Annotated in this window: 17 protein-coding genes; 7 read left to right on the plus strand and 10 right to left on the minus strand. The window is 76.2% G+C overall.

The features are described 5' to 3' along the window. Positions 1-131: 131 nt before the first annotated feature. On the plus strand, positions 132-500 hold the full coding sequence (locus IE245_RS22140; RefSeq protein ID WP_031002694.1) for a tetratricopeptide repeat protein: 369 nt from the start codon (positions 132-134) through the stop codon (positions 498-500). A gap of 19 nt (positions 501-519) precedes the next feature. Here IE245_RS22140 and IE245_RS22145 read toward each other — a convergent pair whose 3' ends face one another. Continuing rightward, positions 520-867, minus strand: coding sequence for a DUF6343 family protein (locus tag IE245_RS22145; RefSeq protein ID WP_189950275.1), 348 nt, complete (start codon positions 865-867; stop codon positions 520-522). A gap of 86 nt (positions 868-953) precedes the next feature. Further along, positions 954-1,286, minus strand: a complete 333-nt coding sequence (locus IE245_RS22150; RefSeq protein ID WP_189950277.1) for a hypothetical protein — start codon at positions 1,284-1,286, stop codon at positions 954-956. Between the two features lie 224 nt (positions 1,287-1,510). On the opposite strand from IE245_RS22150, the gene IE245_RS22155 reads away from it, so the two are divergent. From IE245_RS22155 to IE245_RS37950, 3 genes are all read left to right on the plus strand, one after another. Further along, on the plus strand, positions 1,511-4,354 hold the full coding sequence (locus IE245_RS22155; protein ID WP_189950279.1) for an SCO1167/SCO6262 family helicase: 2,844 nt from the start codon (positions 1,511-1,513) through the stop codon (positions 4,352-4,354). Beyond that, positions 4,351-5,631: an SWIM zinc finger family protein gene (locus IE245_RS22160; protein ID WP_189950281.1), complete on the plus strand. Its 1,281-nt coding sequence runs from the start codon at positions 4,351-4,353 to the stop codon at positions 5,629-5,631. Before IE245_RS22155 ends, IE245_RS22160 begins: the two co-directional genes overlap by 4 nt. A gap of 138 nt (positions 5,632-5,769) precedes the next feature. Next, a complete protein-coding gene (locus tag IE245_RS37950; protein WP_189950283.1) occupies positions 5,770-6,564 on the plus strand; it encodes a chaplin in 795 nt (264 codons plus the stop codon). Between the two features lie 46 nt (positions 6,565-6,610). Here the strand turns inward: IE245_RS37950 and IE245_RS22170 are convergent, their stop codons facing one another. From IE245_RS22170 to IE245_RS22185, 4 genes are read right to left on the minus strand one after another with little or no spacing between them, the layout of a single operon-like run. Further along, positions 6,611-7,336, minus strand: coding sequence for a DUF2293 domain-containing protein (locus IE245_RS22170; protein WP_189950285.1), 726 nt, complete (start codon positions 7,334-7,336; stop codon positions 6,611-6,613). Between the two features lie 11 nt (positions 7,337-7,347). After that, a complete protein-coding gene (kilB, locus tag IE245_RS22175) occupies positions 7,348-7,806 on the minus strand; it encodes a plasmid transfer protein KilB (RefSeq protein ID WP_189950287.1) in 459 nt (152 codons plus the stop codon). A gap of 60 nt (positions 7,807-7,866) precedes the next feature. Continuing rightward, positions 7,867-8,244 carry a MerR family transcriptional regulator gene (locus tag IE245_RS22180; RefSeq protein ID WP_189950288.1) on the minus strand — a complete coding sequence of 126 codons (378 nt, stop codon included), beginning with the start codon at positions 8,242-8,244 and terminating at the stop codon, positions 7,867-7,869. A 13-nt stretch (positions 8,245-8,257) separates the two neighbouring features. Then, complete coding sequence (locus IE245_RS22185) at positions 8,258-9,022, minus strand: SDR family NAD(P)-dependent oxidoreductase (RefSeq protein ID WP_189950290.1); 765 nt, start codon at positions 9,020-9,022, stop codon at positions 8,258-8,260. Positions 9,023-9,094: 72 nt separating this feature from the next. Here IE245_RS22185 and IE245_RS22190 point away from each other — a divergent pair, with 72 nt between their 5' ends. Next, a complete protein-coding gene (locus IE245_RS22190; protein ID WP_189950292.1) occupies positions 9,095-9,742 on the plus strand; it encodes a nucleoside/nucleotide kinase family protein in 648 nt (215 codons plus the stop codon). Here IE245_RS22190 and IE245_RS22195 read toward each other — a convergent pair. After that, complete coding sequence (locus IE245_RS22195) at positions 9,734-10,675, minus strand: carbohydrate kinase family protein (RefSeq protein ID WP_189950294.1); 942 nt, start codon at positions 10,673-10,675, stop codon at positions 9,734-9,736. The two genes, IE245_RS22190 and IE245_RS22195, sit on opposite strands and share 9 nt — an antisense overlap. Continuing rightward, on the minus strand, positions 10,672-11,592 hold the full coding sequence (locus IE245_RS22200; protein ID WP_189950297.1) for a pseudouridine-5'-phosphate glycosidase: 921 nt from the start codon (positions 11,590-11,592) through the stop codon (positions 10,672-10,674). The genes IE245_RS22195 and IE245_RS22200 overlap by 4 nt, the downstream gene beginning before the upstream one ends. A 286-nt stretch (positions 11,593-11,878) precedes the next feature. Between IE245_RS22200 and IE245_RS22205 the strand changes: the two genes are divergently transcribed. Further along, positions 11,879-12,238, plus strand: coding sequence for a cupin domain-containing protein (locus IE245_RS22205; RefSeq protein WP_189950299.1), 360 nt, complete (start codon positions 11,879-11,881; stop codon positions 12,236-12,238). 12 nt (positions 12,239-12,250) lie between these two features. On the opposite strand, the gene IE245_RS22210 is transcribed toward IE245_RS22205, so the two are convergent. Together IE245_RS22210 and IE245_RS22215 are read right to left on the minus strand one after the other, a co-directional pair. Next, on the minus strand, positions 12,251-13,546 hold the full coding sequence (locus tag IE245_RS22210) for an MFS transporter (protein WP_189950301.1): 1,296 nt from the start codon (positions 13,544-13,546) through the stop codon (positions 12,251-12,253). Positions 13,547-13,651: 105 nt separating this feature from the next. Further along, positions 13,652-14,206 (minus strand): methylated-DNA--[protein]-cysteine S-methyltransferase, encoded by a 555-nt coding sequence (locus IE245_RS22215; protein ID WP_189950303.1) that lies wholly within the window; start codon positions 14,204-14,206, stop codon positions 13,652-13,654. Between the two features lie 282 nt (positions 14,207-14,488). Between IE245_RS22215 and IE245_RS22220 the strand changes: the two genes are divergently transcribed. Further along, entirely contained in the window at positions 14,489-15,418 is a 930-nt protein-coding gene (locus IE245_RS22220) for an MHYT domain-containing protein (protein ID WP_189950305.1), read from the plus strand. Positions 15,419-15,438: the final 20 nt, after the last annotated feature.

Raw genomic sequence — 15,438 nt, forward strand, 5'->3', positions numbered from 1 at the left:
CGTCCGCTACGAAGCGACCGTGCTGGTCGCAGCCATCAACGAGTGGCTGTGACCAGCACTTTCACAACAGACCCTAGACGCCGGGCGCCCGTCCGGTGTCCAGCACCCGGATCGTGGGAAGGATGCAGTTCATGGCCGAGAGAAATCCGGAGACGCACGTCATCGACTTCCGTGCCGCCGAGCAGCTGCTGGCCGCACGGGACCCGCGTGGTGCCGTGAAACTGCTGGACTCGGTCATCGCCGAGCACCCGGAGAACACGGCGGCCCGGCTGCTGCGGGCGCGGGCCTTCTTCGCCGCCGCCCAGCTGCGGCCCGCGCAACTGGAATTCGAGCTGGTCCTGGAGCGGGAGCCGGACAACGCCTTCGCCCACTTCGCGCTCGCCCGCACCCTCCAGCGCTCCGGGCAGGACGCCCGGGCCACCCGGCACTTCCGGCTGGCCGCCGCGCTCGACCCCCGTCCCGAGTACGTACGGGCCGCGGGCTTCGGCACCGAGGACTGACGGCCCGGTCCGCCGGGGCTCAGCGCTCCCCGCGGTCCCGGCCGTCGCCGTCCGGACGCCGGGGCCACCCGCCGCCCCGGTCGCCGTCGTACCCGCCCCGCTCCCGGCCGTCGCCGTGGTCGGGTTCGTACGGCGGGACGTCACGGCCCGGCTGCCAGTGCGGTCCCTGCCGCAGACGGCGCAGGACCATCGTCAGATCGGCCGCGACCACCAGGAGCAGCACCCCGCAGGCGATCGCCCAGCCCGGGCGGCCCACCAGCACGAAGGCGACCGTGCCGAAGACCGCCCACACCATTCCCCAGGCACTTAGCCAGAACCGCAGCCGCAGCGCGCTGCGCGCGGTGGCCGGCTCGCTACCGGTACGCATGGCGGCGCCCTCTTCCGTCGGTTTTCCGCGGGCACTTCCAGCATGGACCCGTCCGGGGGCGAAGGGAACGGCGCCGGGAGCCGGGCTCAGTGCACGATCGAGTAGCTGTGCCAGGCCAGGGTGCCCGGCGCGATCGAGTCGGCGCTGTTGGTGGGCAGGTAGATCGTGTCCTCGCCCCGGCAGTGCGGGGTCCGGTAGAGGATCAGGTCCACCAGGGTGCCGTTCTCGACCCGGGTCGCCCCGAGCGGCATCCGGTGGCAGCCCCTCACCGGCGGGCTCATCACCCGCACCACCTTCTCCCCGCGCGTCTCGTACGTGACGGGGCCGACGGCGGTGCGGCCGAGGCCCGAGCAGCCCGCGACCGTGAGCGTGAGGAGCACGGCCCCGGTGGCGGTCGTGAGACGCCGGCGAACGGACATGGCGGATCCCCTTCGAACGGGCGGGCGAGGCGGTCGGCGGCAGCCCCGGAGGCGAAAGTGCTGGTCGACGCAACCCTCCCGCCGTCGGAGACGGCTGTCATCCGGGATTGGGCCGCCCGGGGGACACACGCCGGCGTCCGTTGTCAGACCCCGCCCGTAAGGTCGGGGCTACCGGCGCGGAGGCTCCGCGCCGGCCGGTGGACCCCGGGGAGGAAGGGCGGCACATGACGGAGCGCTGGACGGCCCGTGCCGCCGTCTTCCTGCCCGCGGCGCTGCCGCGCCAGGGCCGGATCGCCCTCTGGGCGCCCGACGGGGCGCCGCTGCCCGCCCCCGACGACCTCGCCGGCGCGGAGTCCACCCGGATCGCCGTGGCCCGCCGGCACGGCACCGGCACCCGCCGCCGCGAGGTTCCCGCCGTCACCCTGCCGGTGGCCACCGCCCTGCCCCTGCTGGTCGCCGCCCGGCACCACCCCGCCGCCCACCCCGCCACCGCCTGCTGGGGCGCCGCCGCCCTGCACGCCCTCCACCTCGTCGCCCGCGGCCGGCTGCTGCCCGGCCTCACCGCCGACGACCTGGACACCTGGCGGGCCGGACCGCTCGACGCCGAGGACATCGCCCATCTGCGCGCCGTCGCCGCCGCCATGCCGTACGAGGCGCACGCGGTGCCCGTCGCGGGGCCAGGCCCGCTCGCCCTGCCCGATCCGGAGGCCCTGGTGCGGGCCTTCCTCGACGCGGTCGCCGACACCCTGCCCCGTACCCCCGCCGCCGTGCACGCGGTCGGCGCGCCCTTCGCCGCCGCCGCGCCGCAGCACCTCCCCGGGGCCCGCGCCTGGGCCGCCGAGGCCGCCGCAGGCATGGACGCCGGGGTGCGGATCTCGCTCCGCCTCGACCTCTCCGCCGCCGAACTGTTCGACAGCGCCGACGAGGCCGGGGGCGGCCCCGAGCGGCGGGCGGCCGCCGCCATCCCGCAGGTGCACAGCCTCGCCGACCCGACCCTCGTCATCGACGCCGCCGCCCTCTGGGCGGGGGAGGGCGAGCACTTCGGCCCCCGCGCCCGGATCGACGCCCTCCTCGCGCTGCGCCGCGCCGCCCGGATCTGGACCCCGCTCGGCCGGCTCCTGGAACGGGACGCGCCCGACGTCCTCGCCGTCACCGAGGCCGAGCTGTACGAGCTCCTCGGCCCGGCCGCGGCCCGGCTCGCCGACGCCGGGGTCGCCCTGCACTGGCCGCGCGACCTCGCCCGCTCCCTCAGCGCCTCCGCCGTCGTCCGCCCCGCCCGCTCCGCGCCCGGCTCCGCCACCGACGGCACCAGCTTCTTCGACTCCACCGAACTGCTCCGCTTCGACTGGCAGCTCGCCCTGGACGGCGACCCGCTCACCCAGCGCGAGATGGACGTCCTCGCCGAGGCCCACCGCCCCGTCGTACGCCTCCGCGACCGCTGGGTCGTCGTCGACCCCGACCTCGTCCGCAAGGCCCGCAAGCGCGAACTGGGCCTGCTCGAACCGGTCGACGCCCTCGCCGCCGCCCTCACCGGCAGCGCCGAGGTCGACGGCGAGACCGTCCCCGCCGTGCCCGTCGGCGCGCTCGCCGTCCTCCGCGACCGGCTCCTCGCCGGCCCCGAGCCGGCCGCGCCGCCGCCCGGACTCACCGCCACCCTGCGGGACTACCAACTCCGCGGCCTCGCCTGGCTCGACCTGATGACCTCGCTCGGCCTCGGCGGCTGCCTCGCCGACGACATGGGCCTCGGCAAGACCGTCACCGTCCTCGCCCTCCACCTGCGCCGGGCCCGCCGCGAACCCACCCTCGTCGTCTGCCCCGCCTCCCTCCTCGGCAACTGGCAGCGGGAAGCCGCGAAGTTCGCCCCCGGCGTGCCCGTCCGCCGCTTCCACGGAGCCGCGCGCGAGCTCGGCGACCTCGACGGCGGGATCGTCCTCACCACCTACGGCACCCTGCGCACCCGCGCCGCCCGGCTCGCCGAGCGGTCCTGGGGGATGATCGTCGCCGACGAGGCCCAGCACGTGAAGAACCCGTTCTCCGCGACCGCCAAGGCGCTGCGCTCCCTCCCCGCCCCCGCCCGGGTCGCCCTCACCGGCACTCCCGTGGAGAACAACCTCTCCGAGCTGTGGGCCCTCCTCGACTGGACCACCCCCGGACTCCTCGGCCCGCTCAAGGCCTTCCGCGCCCGGCACGCCCGCGCCGCCGAGAACCACGAGGAGCTGGAGAACGAGGAGGCGGTGGAGCGGCTCGCCCGGCTCGTCCGCCCCTTCCTGCTGCGCCGCCGCAAGTCCGACCCCGGCATCGTCCCCGAACTGCCGCCCAAGACCGAGTCCGACCACCCGGTGCCGCTCACCCGCGAACAGGCCTCGCTGTACGAGGCGGTGGTCCGTGAGACCCTGGGCCTGATCGAGGCCGCCGAGGGAATGGCCCGGCGCGGACTGGTGATGAAACTGCTGACCTCGCTCAAGCAGATCTGCAACCACCCCGCCCAGTACCTCAAGGAGGACGCCCCGCGCGGCGGCGGCACCGCCCGCCTCGCCGGCCGCTCCGGCAAGCTCGCCCTCCTCGACGAACTCCTCGACACCATCCTCGCCGAGGACGGCTCCGTGCTGGTCTTCACCCAGTACGTGACGATGGCCCGGCTCCTCGCCGACCACCTCACCGCCCGCGGGATCGGGAGCCAACTCCTGCACGGGGGCACCCCGGTGGCCGAGCGGGAGCGGATGGTCGACCGCTTCCAGGCGGGCGAGGTCCCCGTCTTCCTGCTCTCCCTCAAGGCCGCCGGCACCGGCCTCAACCTCACCCGCGCCGGCCACGTCGTCCACTACGACCGCTGGTGGAACCCGGCGGTCGAGGACCAGGCCACCGACCGCGCCTACCGCATCGGCCAGACGCAGCCCGTACAGGTCCACCGGCTCGTCACCGAAGGCACCGTCGAGGACCGCATCGCCGAACTGCTCCGCGCCAAGAAGGCCCTGGCCGAAGCTGTCCTGGGCTCCGGCGAGGCCGCCTTCACCGAACTCACCGACCGCGAACTGGCCGACCTGGTCTCCCTGAGGAGGTCCGCGTGAACCGCCCCGGAGCCCGGCCCGGCCGCCCCGCCCCGCGCGGAGCCGGCCCCCGCCACGACGACCGCCGCCGCACCTTCCCGGCCGTCCCGCCCCGCGAGGCCGCCGACGGCAGCTTCGCCGGCACCTGGTGGGGCAACGCCTGGGTGGCCGCCCTGGAGCGCACCGCCCTCGACCAGGCCCGCCTCGGCCGGGGCAGGGCGTACGCCGAGCGCGGCCACGTCGACGCCATCACCGTCACCCCCGGCCGGGTCGTCGCCTACGTGCACGGCAGCCGGATCCGCCCCTACCGCACCGAGATCCGGATGCGGACGCTCGGCGACGACGGCTGGGAGCTCTTCCTCGACCGGGCCGCCGCCCGCCCGGAGCACATGGCTGCCCTCCTCGACAAGGAGGTCCCACACGCCCTGGAGGCCGTCGAAGGGCTGCTGCCCGCCCCCGGCGACCTGCTCCCCGACTGCTCCTGCCCCGACGACGGCTTCCCCTGCAAACACGCCGCCGCCCTCTGCTACCAGGCCGCCCGCCTGCTCGACGAGGACCCCTTCGTCCTCTTCCTGATGCGCGGCCGCGGCGAGGGCGAACTCCTCGCCGAACTCTCGCGGCGCAACGCCGTCCGCTCCGCCGCCGGGACCACCGCCGCCGCGCCCGTCCTCCCCGCCGTGCCCGCCCGCGAGGCGCTCGCCGCAGGGCCCCCGCTGCCGCCGCCCCCGCCGCTGCCGCTCCCCGACCGGCCCGGACGGCCCGCCGTCTTCCCGCCGGACCCGCACGCCCCGGACCCGCTGGCGCTCGACCTGCTCGCCGGCGAGGCCGCCGCCCGCGCCCACGCCTTCCTCGCCACCGGCCACGACCCGGTCGCCGGCCTCACCCCCTGGCAGGATGCCGTCCGGCTCGCCGCCGCCCACCCCGGTTCCGGCCTCACCGCCTCGACCCGCGCGCTCTACCGCGACCTGGCCGACGCGCTCGACCGCACCCCCACCGACCTCGCCCGCGCCGTCGCCGCCTGGCGCCAGGGCGGCGCGGCCGGCCTCGCGGTCCTGGAAGAGCCCTGGGACCCGCCCGCCGGTCCCTTCGACCGTGCCAGACCCGCCCTCCTCGCCGCCGACTTCCCGGCCTTCCGCCCCTGGCGCAACCACCTCTCCACCGCCTCGCTCCAACTCCGGCTCGGCAAGGACGGCCTGTGGTACCCGTACGAATCGGACCCCGGCCGCGAGGACTGGTGGCCGCGCGGCACACCCGACTCCGACCCGGTCGGAGCCCTCACCGAACTCCTCGGCCGCTGAAGCCCGTCCGGAGTCGCCACTCGAACGGAACCTCCCTCGAAGGAGTGAAACCCGGCGACGGCCGGATCCGGCAGACGCGTTCGTGGCGTTTATTCCGGTACGGGCACTCGCCCGTGCAACTCCGGAAGGCAGGAAGCCATGAGGCAGATGCGCCGAAGTGGTCTGGCCACACTGTTGGTCACGGGTGGTGCGCTCGCGCTGTCGGCGGGCGCCGCCCACGCGGACTCGGGTGCCGAGGGCGCCGCGGTCGGCTCCCCGGGAGTCGGCTCCGGCAACACGATCCAGCTGCCGGTCCACGTACCGGTCAACCTCTGCGGGAACACCGTCAACGTCGTCGGGCTGCTCAACCCGGCCATGGGGAACGCCTGCGCCAACACCTCGGCCCCGGCAGGGGAACAGCGGGACGGCGGTCCCGGCCGCACCCACAAGGACGAGGCCGTGACCCCGCGCGGCGGCGAACAGACCGGCGGCGGTTCCTCCGACGGCGGGGCCGTCAACGGCGGCGGATCCACCGCCGAGAGCCACACCGAGGGCTCCCCGGGCGTGCTGTCCGGCAACGGCCTTCAGCTCCCGATCGACCTGCCGGTCAACGTCGTCGGCAACTCGGTCAACGTCGTGGGCATCGGCAACCCGGCCGTCGGCAACACCGGGGTCAACGCCCCGAGCACCCCCGAGGAGCCGCAGGTCGAGACCCCGACCCCGCGCCCCCAGACCCCGGTGCGCAACCTTCCGCCGAAGCCGGTCGCCGAGCAGGAGAAGCCCGCCGCTCCGGCGCCCGCGCCCGCCCCGGCCCCGCAGGGCGGGACCGAGCGGGTCGTGCTCGCCGCCACCGGCAGCGACTCCGTCGGCTACGCCGCCGCCGGCAGCGCCGCGCTCCTTCTCGGCGGCGCGCTGATGTACCGCCGCGCCCGCCGCGCGGGCGACCAGGTCTGACCCGGACCTGCCACGCCGGGGGCCGGCGCCGCTGACGCCCGAGCCGTCAGCGGTCGGCCCGGCCCGGCGCCCCCTCCGCGCCCGTCACGCCGGGCGCGCCCCCGTGCCCGGACGCCGGCCCGAGCCAGGCGCGGAGCACCGTCTCGATGGCGGCGGAGACCCGGGCACGGGCCTGGTGGCGGGGGACCCCGGACATCAGCAGCGCGTCGTACGGCGTGTCCACGTGCCGCACCGAGGCGCGGACCGCGGCCGTCACGGCGCCCCGGTCGAGGGCCCGTCCGGCGGCCGTCCTGCCCACCCGGCCGCTGCCCTTCGTGGAGGCGTGGGCGGCGATCTCGGCGGCCCGCTCCGGCGGCATCGCGGGGAAGAGCCGCAGGATCTCCACCCGCAGGGCCTCGGTGATCCGGGCGTCCCGCACGGCGCGCCGTTCAGCGTCCCGGGCCCGGCGCCGCGCGCGGGCCTCCGCGTCGGCGAGGCAGGCCGCCTCCGCCCGGGCCAGGGCCTCCTCCTCGACGAGCAGCCCCTGGCGCTCGTAGCGGGTGCGGCGCCGGTTGTGGCGGACCACCACCGCCCACAGGGCGCTCTGTTCGCGGGCGCGCCGGGTGAGCGCGGTGTCGCCCCGGCGCAGGAAGACGAGGTGGCCGAGGTCGGCGCAGTCCAGGCAGACCGGCTGGTGGTACTCGACGATCATCCGCTCCAGCGGACCCTGCCGGCACTCCGAGCAGCGGCGGCGGCGCAGCGGCTCGACGACGACGGGGGCGACGAGGTCCATGACCGCCGTCCTCAGCGGAGCCCGGGCGCGGCGGCGGCGACGAACCGGGCGAGGGCGTCCTTGGCCAGCTCGGAGCGGCGGGTCCGGTCGGCCGTGCCGACCGCTTCGTGCATGCAGTGCGTCTCGTCGAAGGCGGCCTCGGCGAGCCGCCGCAGTTCCGCGTCGTCGCAGACCAGCTGGACGCGGAAGAGGGCCTGCCGGGCGGCGGTCCGCTGCCGGTAGGAGGCGTGCCGCGACTCCTCGGCCTCCTCGGAGCCGGGCTCCTCGACGGCCCGGAACCAGCGGTCGTTCTGGCTGTGCCGGTACTCGACGACGGCGCCCGCGAAGGCGCTGTAGGTGGCGATCCGCTCCTGGCGGAGTTGCTCGTTCCGGGCGAGGGCCGCCGTGCGCAGGGTCATCCGTCCCTGGAACCAGTGGGTGGCGATCACGCCGAGAAGCGTGCCCGCCACCGCTATCAGCGCCACATCCATGCCGTGGTCCTCCCCCGAGTCGCCGTTCCCGACCGCCCGAAGATCCTTCGGTCGGTCAGATCATGGCATTCCGGCGGGGCTCCCGTCACCGTCGTACCGGGCGGCGAGGGCCGCCGCCAGCCGGTTCCTGGCCGCCGTCTGCGCGGCGATGCGGGCGTCGAGCACGGCGAGCCGCTCGCGGGCTATCTCCAGGCCCCGGGCGGAGGGGCGCACCGACGGCAGGTCCCCGTCGAGACAGGAGCGGAAGGCCGCCACGTCGTCGAGGGTGAGTCCGGCGTCGAGGAGGTACCGGATGTTGGCGACGCGGACCACCGCGCCCTCCTCGTAGACCCGGTAGCCGTTGGCGGCGCGGTCCGAGGCGATCAGGCCCGCCTGCTCGTAGTGGCGCAGGGACCGCGCCGACGTGCCTGTCCTGCGGGCCAGTTCACCGATGCGCATCCGCCCAGTCGTATCACGCGACCAGCGCGCCCCCGTCGACCGGGAGCACGGTGCCGGTGAGGAAGGCGGCCCCGGGGTCGGCGAGCGCGGTGATCGCCCAGGCGACCTCCTCGGGCCGCCCGATCCGCCCGAGCGGGGTGTGGGCGAGCTGCCAGGCGCGGACGGCCTCGCGCTGCTCCGGGGTGAGGCCCATGTGGTCGGCGATCGGGGTCTCGATCGCGCCGGGGGCGACCGCCACCACCCGGACGCCGGCGGGGGCGAGTTCGACGGCCCAGCAGCGGGTGAGGGTCTCCAGGGCGCTCTTGGTCGCCGGATAGACCGAGTTGTCCGGCCAGCCGCGCTGGCCGACGGTGGTCGTCACGTTCACGACCACCCCGCCGGAGGCGCGCAGCGCGGGGACGGCGGCCTGGGTGAGGAGCACCGGCGCGAGCAGGTTCGTCTCCAGGAGGGGTGTGATCCCGGCCCGGTCGAGGGTGCCCAGGGGGCCGCCGGCGGCGATGCCCGCGTTGTTGACCAGGACGTCGAGGCGGCCGTGGTCGGCGCGCACGCGGCGGACGAGTTCCTCGGGCGCGCCCTCGGCCGTGACGTCGGCGGGGAGCGGGTGGATCGCGCCGAGAGCCTCGGCCGCGGTCTCCCGCAGGGGCTCGGACCTGCGGCCCACGGCGACGACGGTCGCGCCCTGCCGGGCGAAGGCGCGGGCGGTGGCCCGGCCGATGCCGGTGCCCGCGCCGGTGACGAGGACGACCCTGGGGGAGGCGGTGGTGTCGAGGGTGTTCATGCGGCCGATGGTGGAACCGTGACGCCAGTGGCAAGGTCAAGCCGGGGGAGCGCGCGGGGCAGAATGGGTGGGATGCGATACGAGGCGATCACCTGGGGCCGGATGGCCGGGCGACTGGCGCGGCATGCGGACCGGCTCGCGCCGGGTGACGGCGGCGATCGGCTGAAGGTCGCCGTCGACGGGGCCCCGGCCGCCGGGGGCGAGGAGCTGGCCGGGCTGCTCGCGGAGCAGCTGCGGGACCGCGGGCGGCCCGTGCACGTCGTCGGCACCCAGGGGTTCCTGCGGCCCGCGTCGCTGCGGTACGAGCACGGCCGTCAGGATCCCGACGCGTACTACGAGGGCTGGACCGACACCGGGGCCCTGTGGCGCGAGGTGTTCACGCCGCTGGAGCCGGGCGGTGACGGGCGGGTGCTGCCCGATCTGTGGGACCCGGTCAAGGACCGGGCGACCCGGAGCCCGTACGTGACGCTGCCGCCCGGCGGCGTCCTGGTGCTGCACGGGCCGTTCCTCCTCGGGCACTGGTTCCCCTTCGACCTGACCGTCCATCTGCGGCTCTCGCCCGGCGCCCTCGCGCGGCGCACCGGCGAGCCCTGGGCGCTGCCCGCCTTCGCCCGGTACGAGACGGAGGTCGACCCGGCCGGTACCGCCGACGTCGTCGTCCGCGCCGACGATCCGCGGCACCCTGCCTGGACCGGGCTCGGGGACCTCGCCTCAGACTGACGACGGGCGGCCCGACGGCGGTCTGCCGCCCACCACGGTCACCGCCTCGGAGCCCGCCGCGCACCCCGCCCGCGCCGCCTCCGCCGGGTCGGCGCCCGCGAGCCGCGCCGCGAGGAACGCGCCCGTGAACGCGTCGCCCGCGCCCGTCGAGTCAAGGCGTCGCTCCGGCGGCACGACCGGGGCCGCGACCCGGGCGGTGACCGTGCCGCGCTCGGCGATCAGCGCGCCGTCCGCGCCGAGGGTCACGACCGCCAGCGGGACGCGCCGGCTCAGTTCCCGGGCCGCCGCCTCCGCGTCCGGGGCTCCGGTGAGCAGCCGGGCCTCGTCGGCGTTGGGCAGCAGCACGGAGGCGCCCGCCACGGCCGCGAGGAACCGCTCGGGGCCCAGTTCCGCCAGGAAGCCGGCCGACGCCGGGTCCACGCTCACCGGTGTCCCGGCCGCCCGGGCGTCCCGCAGGGCGAGCCGGGCCGCCGCCCGGCTCGGCGGGGCGAAGAACAGGTAGCCGGAGAGGTGCAGGGCGGCCACGCCGTCGAGGAGCCCGGCGGACCAGTCGTCGGGGCAGAGGCGGAGCGCGGCGCCGCTGTCCGTCAGGAAGGTCCGCTCGGCCGCCGGGTCCACCAGGGCGATCACGGTGGCCGTGGGGGCCTCGGGATCCGGTACGAGGAGCGGGCGGACGCCCGCCCCGGCCAGCTCGCGCCCGTGCCAGGCGGCCGACTCCGCGCCCACCCGGGCGAGCAGCCGCACGTCCCGCCGCCCCGAACGGGCCGCCCAGCAGGCCGCGTTGGCCCCCGCGCCGCCCGGCAGGGTGCGGATCGAGGCCGCCGTGTCCGTCGCGGGAGCGAGCGGTCCCCGGTGCCGGGCCACCACGTCCGTGACGACGTCCCCGACGACCAGCAGCGCCCCGTCCGGCGCCGGCCCGTCGGCCGCCGTCACCGCTCGCCCGCGGCGTACGCCCCCGCGATCCGGGCCGCGAGCCGGACGTTGCCCCGCACCGCCGCCAGGTTGGCCTCCAGGGACGCGCCGTCCGTGTGCGTCGTCAGGTACTCCAGGAGGAAGGGGGTGACGGCCTGTCCGGTGACGCCCTTCTCCTTCAGCTCGGCGAGGCCCCGCGCCAGCACCCGGTCGTGCAGCGCCGGGTCCAGCTGCTCCGCCTCGGGCACCGGGTGGGCGACGACCAGCGCGGACCAGGGGCGGCCGAGCGCCTCCCGGGCCCGTATGACCGCGGCGACCTCCTCCGGGGTGCGCAGCGTCCAGTCGACCGGCTCGCCGGAGGAGGAGAGGTAGAAGCCCGGGAAGGTCTCGGTGCCGTACCCGGCGATCGTGACGCCCAGGGTCTCCAGGCGCTGGAGCGTGGCCGGGACGTCGAGGATCGACTTCACGCCCGCGCACACCACCGTGAGGCCCACTTCGGCGAGCAGCCGCAGATCGGCGGACTCGTCCTGGGTCTCGTGCCACTCGCGGTGCACCCCGCCGAGGCCGCCGGTGGCGAAGACCCGTATGCCGGCCGCGTCGGCGAGCCGGGCCGTCGCGGAGACCGTGGTGGCGCCGGTGGCGCCGGCGGCGAGCGCCGGGGCCAGGTCCCGGTGGCCGAGCTTGCGGACCGACGGGTCCTCCGCGATCCGGGTCAGCCCGGCCCGGTCGAGGCCGATCCGCGCCACGCCGTCGAGCACGGCGATGGTGGCCGGCACGGCGCCCTCGGCCCGTACCGACTCCTCCAGCTCCACGGCCACGGCCAGGTTCCGCGGGCGCGGCAGGCCGTGGGCGATGATCGTCGATTCGAGGGCGACGACGGGCCGTCCCTCGCGGAGCGCGTCCCGTACCTCTTCGGACACCAGTGTGGTCGTGGTCATGGTCCATGTCTGGCGCGCCCGCCCGCCCCGCAAACACCGCCGGCGATCTCCCGCCACCCCCCTTTCGTACGAGGGTGGGAGGGGGTACGGATTCGGTCTCCGGGTGTCCGGCGCGGCGGGGCGGAGCGGGGCCCGGCCCGCCCGGGTGACGGGCAAGGCCCCGGTGCGGAATCCGTCGCTCTCGGGCCGGATCGGGAACGTGCCTGGTCAGAGCGGTGAGCGGAGGGTTTTATTCCGCCGTCCCGGCCGTAGGGGCCGCTCCGGGACCCGGCTACAGTCACCGGCCATGACGACTCACGACCTCCCCTCCTTCGCCGTCCACATCCCCGACGCCGAGCTGGAGGCCGACCCGCTCGACCCCGCCCAGATCGTGTCCGGCACTCCCGAGGTGACCGGCAAGGTGCTGTGGGAGTCCGCCGACGGCAAGCAGCTGCGCGGCATCTGGCAGATCACCCCCGGCGTGGTCACCGACACCGAGGCGAACGAGCTCTTCGTCGTCGTCAGCGGCCGGGCCACCGTCGCCGTGGAGGGCGGCGCCACCCTGGAGGTCGGGCCCGGTGACGCCTGCGTGCTCCGCGAGGGCGACCGGACCACCTGGACCGTCCACGAGACGCTGCGCAAGGCGTACCACATCACCCTGCCCTGACCCGGGCGCCGGTCAGGCCCTGCGGAGCACGCCCCGCAGGGCCAGGGCCGCCATCGGCAGCAGCAGACAGGCGGCGATCGCGTTGAGCGGACCGTAACCCGCCTGGGAGACGACCACTCCGGCCAGCAGGCCGCCGAGACCCGCCGCCGTGTTCATCGCCGTGTCCGACAGGCCCTGGACGGACGCCCGTGCCGCCTGCGGCACCGAGTCCGTCAGCAGTGCCGAGCCCGACACCAGGCCGGCCGACCAGCCGAGCCCCAGGACGAACAGGCCCGCCGCGACCCGGGTGTGGCTCCCTCCCGCGGTGCCGGCGAGGAGCGCGGCGATCCCCAGCAGCCCGACCGCGAGGCCGATCACCGCGAGCCGGCCGAGCCGGTCCGAGAGCCGGCCCATGACGGGCGAGAACGCGTACATCCCCGCGATGTGCACGCTGATGACGAGCCCGATCAGCTCGATCCCGGCCCCGTGGTGGGTGAGCGCCACCGGCGTCATCGACATGATCGACACCATCACCGTGTGCGAGGCGACCACCGTGACCAGGGCGATCCGGGCCTGCGGCGACTCGCGGACCGCCCGCAGCCCGGCCCGCAGGGACCGGTCCTCGGGCCGGTCCTCGGCCCCGTCCGCCGCGGCCAGCGCCCGTGCCGTCAGCAGCGGATCGGGCCGCAGCAGCAGCGCCACCACCAGCGCCGAGACCACGAAGACCACCGCGGCCCACAGGAACGGGCCCGCGGCCACGGGTATGCCGAGGCCCGCGACGCTCCGCCCGGCCGGCGCCGCGATGTTCGGGCCGAGGACGGCGCCGATCGTGGTCGCCCAGACCACCGTCGAGATGGCCCGCGCCCGGCGGTCCGGCGGCGCCAGGTCGGCGGCCGCGAACCGGGCCGTCAGATTGGCCGAGGAGCCCGCGCCGAAGCCCACCAGACCCACGAGCAGCAAGGGGAAGCTGCCGAGGACCGCGCCGAGCACCGCGACACCGGCGCCGAGCGCTCCGAGGAGGTAGGCGAGCACCAGGCCGGCCCGTCGGCCGCGCCGCGTCATCAGCGCCGCCAGCGGCATCGCGAGCAGGGCCGGCCCGGCGACCGTCGCCGTCGAGGCGAGCCCGGCCAGCGCGTCCGTGCCGCTCACCTCGGTGGCGAGGACGGCGGCGAGCGCGACGCCGGTGGCGATCCCGAGACCGCCGAGGATCTGGGTGGTGACGAGCACGGCCTGGACCCGCCGGCGCAGCGCCGGCAGAGCGGCGGGGGAGAGCGGCGCGGCGGTCTTGCCGGGCACACGGATGTCAGGGGCGTCGGGCGTTTCGGTCACTACCGGAGTGTGCCAGCCCCCGCGCCCGAGGGGAACGTTGGGGAACCGGACCCCAGGTGGCCCGGGCCACCCCGGCGGAGGACGTGCCCCGGGGCCCGGAGCCGCTCAGAACAGCGGTTCCGGCAGCACGCCCTCCAGGGCGAGCAGTCTCCGCTTCGTCTCCAGGCCGCCGCCGAAACCGCCGAGGCCGCCGTCGCTCTCCACCACGCGGTGGCACGGCACCACCACCGGCAGCGGATTGGCACCCATCGCCGCCCCCACCGCCTGCGCCGCCCCCGGCTGGCCCACGCGCCGCGCCAGCTCGCCGTACCCGACCACCGCCCCGTACGGGACGGTGGTGGCCAGCTCGCGCAGCACCTGGCGGTTGAAGCCGGTCGTCAGCGACCAGTCCAGCGGCAGCTCGAACGCGCGCAGCGCCCCCGCGAAGTACCGCTCCAGCTGCCGCACCGGCTCCCCGAGCAGCCCCGTGGCGCACTCGACGGCCGGGCCGCCCAGCTGCCCGGCCAGCCGCTCCGGCATCCGCGTGCCGCGGTCCCCGCCCGCGTGGAACTCGACCCGCACGAGCCCCCGCCCCGTGGCCGCCAGGAAGAGCGGGCCGATGCCGCTCTCCACCACCGCCCACTCGGCCCGCACGCCGCGCGGTCCGTCCTCGATGTCCATGCCCTCACCGTACGGCCCGGCACCGACAGCCACGCCCGGACGCCCCTTTCCGGCCACGCCCCACCGACGCCTGTCAGCCAGAACGGTCCTTCGGCGGCGATCCGGCGGCGGGACCCCCTCCCGAGGTCACAGACCGGTCTCGCTCCGGTCTCGCGACCGGAAAATCGCCGGTCAGGTGCCCGCGGAACCCTCGGCGGGCCATAATCTCGCCCCGGTAGTACTACCCAGCGGTACCGACTGTTTTCGGACGTCCATGCGCCAGGGGTGGGAGGGCACACGCTCATGCAGGGCACGGTCGACGGATTCAGCTACGGGATCGTCACGCCGGTGGCGGCCTTCCTCATGGCCTGCCTCGGAGGCGCCCTGGGGCTGAGATGCACGACCCGCTCGCTGCGCCACCGGGAATCCTTCAAGGCCGGCTGGCTGGCCCTCGGCTCCACCTCCATCGGCACCGGCATCTGGACGATGCACTTCATCGCCATGCTGGGCTTCACGGTCGAGCAGGCCCCGGTCGACTACGACCGGCCGATCACCTTCGCCAGCCTCGCCGTCGCCATCGTCATGGTCGGCATCGGCATCTTCATCGTCGGCTACCGGGGCGCCACCGCGCTCACCCTCGTCACCGGCGGCACCATCACCGGCCTCGGCGTGGCCACCATGCACTACCTCGGCATGGCCGGGATGCGACTGCCCGGCCGGATCGAGTACGACACCCTGACCGTCGCCCTCTCCGTGGTCATCGCCGTCGTCGCCGCCACCACCGCCCTCTGGGCGGCGGTCTCCGTCCACGGCTTCCTCGCCAGCCTCGGGGCCAGCCTCGTCATGGGCGTCGCCGTCAGCGGCATGCACTACACCGCCATGGCGGCCGTCAGCGTCCACCTGCACGCCCCCTCCGCCCCCTCCGCCGCGGCCGCCGGCGCCCCCACGGGCTCGATGCTGCTGCCCATGCTGATCGGCCCGGCGGTCTTCCTCATCCTCGCCGCCGTCGTCGTCATGTTCGACCCGCTGCTCGTCATGGGCGACCCGGACTGGCAGCGGTCCCCGGTCCGCGCCCCGTACCGCCCCGGCATCCCCGCCCCCCGGCACGTCCCCGGGTACGGGGAGCCCGCGAACTGGACCGCCCGGCCCGGCGGACGCGGTTCCCGCCGCCCCATTCCGCGTGGCGGACACCGCTCCGTCCCGCGCGGCGGACACCGCTCCCAGGACTGGTGACGCGGCGATCACCGCCCGAC

The sequence above is a fragment of the Streptomyces roseolus genome (assembly GCF_014649855.1).
Lineage (GTDB): Bacteria > Actinomycetota > Actinomycetes > Streptomycetales > Streptomycetaceae > Streptomyces > Streptomyces roseolus.